Annotated in this window: 4 protein-coding genes; all 4 read right to left on the bottom strand. The window is 66.3% G+C overall.

The window, feature by feature from the left end:
- A partial coding sequence (locus VFG49_RS11505) for a sensor histidine kinase (RefSeq protein WP_324860581.1) occupies window positions 1-1,212 on the bottom strand: 1,212 nt, incomplete at its 3' end.
- A 42-nt stretch (window positions 1,213-1,254) separates the two neighbouring features.
- Complete coding sequence (locus VFG49_RS11500) at window positions 1,255-1,695, bottom strand: response regulator (RefSeq protein WP_324860579.1); 441 nt, start codon at window positions 1,693-1,695, stop codon at window positions 1,255-1,257.
- The gene (locus VFG49_RS11495) at window positions 1,692-3,488 is read right to left on the bottom strand and encodes a sensor histidine kinase (RefSeq protein WP_414649113.1); all 1,797 of its coding nucleotides are present in this window, start codon (window positions 3,486-3,488) and stop codon (window positions 1,692-1,694) included. The genes VFG49_RS11500 and VFG49_RS11495 overlap by 4 nt, the downstream gene beginning before the upstream one ends.
- A 110-nt stretch (window positions 3,489-3,598) precedes the next feature.
- Window positions 3,599-4,393 (bottom strand): glycoside hydrolase family 92 protein (locus VFG49_RS11490; RefSeq protein WP_324860575.1); only part of this gene is annotated, 795 nt, incomplete at its 5' end.

The following is a 4,393-nucleotide window of genomic DNA, read 5'->3' as shown; positions in this document are numbered from 1 at the left end:
CTCTTCCACCACCACCAGCAGACGCTCGGCCTCGCCCTGCAGGTCGACTTCTTCCTCCAGCACCAGCTCGGGCCTGGTGTCCACCAACGGGATGTAGAGCTGGAACTGCGTGCCCTGCCCCGGCTGGCTGCGCACGCGCATCACGCCGCCATGCGCCGAGACGATGCGCTTGCACGACACCAGGCCCAGGCCGGTGCCGCTCTCCTTGGTGGTGTAGAACGGCTCGAACATGTGCTGCAGGGCGTCCTCGTCCATGCCGGTGCCGGTGTCGGACACGGTCAGGCAAAGGAAGTTGCCTTCTCGGGCGTCCTCGCCTGACAGGAAAAATGTCTCGGGCAACGCCGCCAGCGACGTATCGATGCGCAGGTAACCGCCCGATGGCATCGCCTGGATGGCGTTGAGGCTGAGATTGAGCAGGCATTGCTGCAATTCGGTGTGGTTGCCGTCGAACGTTAGCTCGGGATCGCCCACGCTCATTTCCAGCGTCACATCGCGCGGCACGCTGCCTTGCAGCAGCAAGCCCAGCGCGTCCAGCAACGCGCCCGCGCGCACCTGCTCGGCACGACGCGCGCCGCGCGCGAACGAGAGCATCGACTGCACCATGTCCAGGCCGCGCTTGCCGCAGTCGCGCACGAGTCGACCCAGGCGTGCGAGACGCGGATCGTGCTGGTAGTCCTGCAGGCTTTCGCCAGCCAGCAGCAGTGGCTGCAGCAGGTTGCGCAAGTCGTGGCTCAGTCCGCCCGCCAGCATGGCCAGGCTTTCGAAACGCTGGGCGCGGATCAGCTCGGTTTCCGCGCGGCGCCGCGCGCGCTGTGCCTCGGCCTCGCGCAGGGCGCGCCGTACCGCCGAGGCGAGGCGTGCCGGGTTCTGCTTGAGAATGTAGTCGGTGGCGCCATTGCGCAGCGCTTCGATCGCTGCGTCCTCGCCCAGCGTGGCGGAGACGAAGATGAAGGGAAGATCCTGGTCGCGCTCGCGCAACAGCTCCAGTGCGCGCTGCCCGGAAAAGCCCGGCATGCTGAGGTCGGAAAGCACGATGTGCGGGCGGAATTCATCGAGGACGGACAGATAGGCGCGCTCCTCGTCGACCAGGCGCACGTCGTATTCGATCGTGTCGGCGTCCAGTTCGGACAACACCAGTTCGGCGTCGAGCTGGCTGTCCTCGATCTGCAGTATCCGGATTCTGGGCAGCGCCCAGTGTTGCCTGTCCGCCATGTGCCACTCCGTCGTGGGCATCCCGCCCGGTCGATCCACCTGCTATTCCGGCGCCTGGTTGAGCACGGCCCAGAACTGTCCCAGCGTGCGCACCGCGTCGAAGAACTGGTCGACGTCCACCGGCTTGATCACGTACGCGTTGGCGCCGATGTCCCAGCTGCGCGCCAGGTCGCTCTCTTCCCTCGAGGAAGAAAGGATCACCACCGGCATGCGGCGGAAGCGATCATCCGCGCGCAGTTGCGTGAGCACTTCCAAACCGCTCATGCGCGGCATCTTGATGTCCAGCAGCACCACGGCAGGCTCGACCGGATCGCGCCCGGCCCACTCGCCACGGCAGTAAAGGTAATCCAGGCAATCCACGCCGTCCTCGACGTGCACCACGGGATTGGCCAGATGTGCGCCGGCAAGCGCGTCCATGGCCATTTCGGCGTCGGCGAGGCTGTCCTCGACGAGCAGGATGGTACGGATATCGCGATGGTTCATAACCGCCTCTGCGCAAAGCTCTCTGCCAGGTCGGACGAAGGCAGGGTGAAGTGGAAACGGGCGCCCTGGCCCGGTTGCGCGTCAGCCCACACGCGTCCCCCGTGGCGCGTGACGATGCGGCGCACGTTGGCCAGTCCGATGCCGTTGCCGGGAAATTCCGAGGCGCGGTGCAGGCGCTGGAACACGCCGAACAGCTTGCCCGCGTATTGCATGTCGAAGCCTGCGCCGTTGTCGCTGACGGTGAACTCGTAGCTGCCGTCGCGGTTGCGCTGCACGTCCACGTCGATGCGCGCCACTTCGCACTTGCCGGTGTACTTCACCGCGTTGCCGAGCAGGTTCTGCCATACGGTACGCAGCATGTTTTCGTCGCCGATGACGATGGGCAGCGGCGCGATCGACCACACGATGTGGCGCCCGTGCGCGTCGGTTTCGGCCAGCGCGCGTGCCTCGTCGGCCAGCGATTGCATGTCCACCGGCTGCAGGCGCAACGCGCCGCGACCCAGGCGCGAGAACACCAGCAGGTCTTCGATCAGCAGCGCCATGCGGCGCGACGCGTCGTTGATGACCTCGATGTAGTGGCGCGAGCGTTCGTCCGCGGCCTCGCCCAGGTGTTGCTGCAGCTTGCCGGCGAAACCGCTGATGTGCCGCAGCGGCGCGCGCAGGTCGTGCGACACCGAATAGCTGAAGGCCTCCAGCTCGCGGTTCACGTCGGACACCTGTTCGATCTTGCCTTCGAGCTGACGATTGAGCTCCTTCACCTGCTGCTCGACCAACGCGCGCGCGGTAACGTCGCTGAGCGTCAGCAGCAGCACGGGATCGCCGCCGCCGTCCTGTTCAAGTCGCCGCGCGTTGATCACCACATGGCGATCGACGCCGTCGACAGTGCGCTGGATCAGTTCGTAATCCCACAGCTCGCGATCGAGCAGCAGCACGTCGTTGAGGCGTTGCAACAGCGCACTGTCGGTCCAGGCGCCGTCGCCGATCTCGGTCAGCGGCATCAGCTGGCGAAAATCCGGTGGAAGACCATAAAGCTCGCCGAACGCCGCATTCACCAGCAGCGTGCCCAGGCTCGAATCGAGCAGAGCGATCGGCTCGCGCACGGCCTGCACGATGAGTTGCGAGCGCTGCACGGCCTGGCCTTCGCGCACCTCGGCGCGCAGTCGCCGGCTGATCTGCCGCTCGGACACGATCACCACGATGGTAAGCAGCAGCACCTGCGCAATGGCGGTGATGGCCAGCGCCAGACCGCTGTTGAACGATTCGCGTCGCGCTTCGTCGCGGCGCGCCAGCAAGGTGTTGTTCTCGTTGCGGACGATGCCGTCGATGAGGTCGTCCATCTTGAACAGCGTGCCCGAGTCGCGCATCGCTTCCGCCGCGCCTTCCTGGTCGCCGCGCTCGTGCCGGAGGATGGCCTGCCCGGTAAGCGCGAGCCGCCCGTTGACCACCGAATTGAGCGAGCCGATCAGGGCCTGCTGGTCCGGGCTGTCGCGCGTCATCTCGCGCAGCTGGGACAGCAAGCCGGGGACTTCGTGGCCGGCGCGTTCGGCGCGCAGGCGAACCTGCGGATCGAAGTCGCCGTGGATCAGCCGGTAGATGGCCGCCTCGCCGTCCCGCGTCACATAGGCGATGCGGTAGGTGAGCGACTTCACCTCGGACGAATGGGTAACGCGCTCGTTGGCTTCGATGGCCTCGCTGGAGCCGCTGCGGGTCACCACGTAGGGCAACGCCACGATGACCAGCACGGCGGCCAGCAACCCGCCCAACCGCCAGCGAAGGGCCACGCGGTCCTTCACAGCGGGCTGGATTGTCGACGCCAATTTCCAGGATGAGCGCAACATGATGGGCATGTTTGCAGAATCACCCAGGCTATTACTACCTTCGCCGCAAGCTTTTCGCTACGTCTTTAGTAGGACGTCCCCGTCGCTGAAATCGCCGCGCTCATCGACGACGGCCTGGCGTCAGGCTGTTGTCCCCATGCCCGATTCGGCTGGGCCTGCATGGTGAAATGCAGCTCGCCACCGGCCACGATCTCGCCATGGCGCAGGAACACACGGTCCAGCGGCCTGCCGTTGAGCGTGACCGAGCCGACGTAGGGATGGGCATCGTCCAGCGGCGCGGCGCTGACCGTGAAGGTCTTGCCGTTGCCGAGGTGCAGCGTGGCGCGGGAGACGAACGGCCGGCCGATGGCGTATTCGTCGCTGGCCGGCGCCACCGGGTAGAAACCCAGCGCCGTGAAGATGTACCAGGCCGACATCTGGCCCAGGTCGTCGTTGCCGGCCAGACCGTCCGGGCGGGGCGCGTACTGGCTGTCCATGATCTGCTTGAGGCGCTTCTGGGTCTGCCAGGACGCGCCGGCGTAGTCGTACAGGTAGGCCAGGTGGTGGCTGGGTTCGTTGCCGTGGGCATACCAGCCGATCAGGCCGGTGATGTCCTCGACGTGGGCAAAACGGGCCGGGTCCACCTTGGCCTCGAAGACGCTGTCGAGCCTGGAGACAAATGCGGCGTCACCGCCCATGGCCTTGATCAGCGCGGCCACGTCCTGCGGCACGTACCAGGAGTACTGCCAGGCGTTGCCTTCGGTGTAGTCGGTGCCGTAGCCGGCGGCATCCGGATCGAACGGCTCGCGGAACGTGCCGTCGGTCTTGCGCGCACGCATGAAGCCGGTCTTGGGGTCATACGCATTGCGCCAGTTGCCGGC

This window comes from Dyella sp. (genome assembly GCF_035685885.1).
Classification (GTDB): Bacteria; Pseudomonadota; Gammaproteobacteria; order Xanthomonadales; family Rhodanobacteraceae; genus Dyella.
This window is presented reverse-complemented; position numbering and strand designations above follow the sequence as displayed.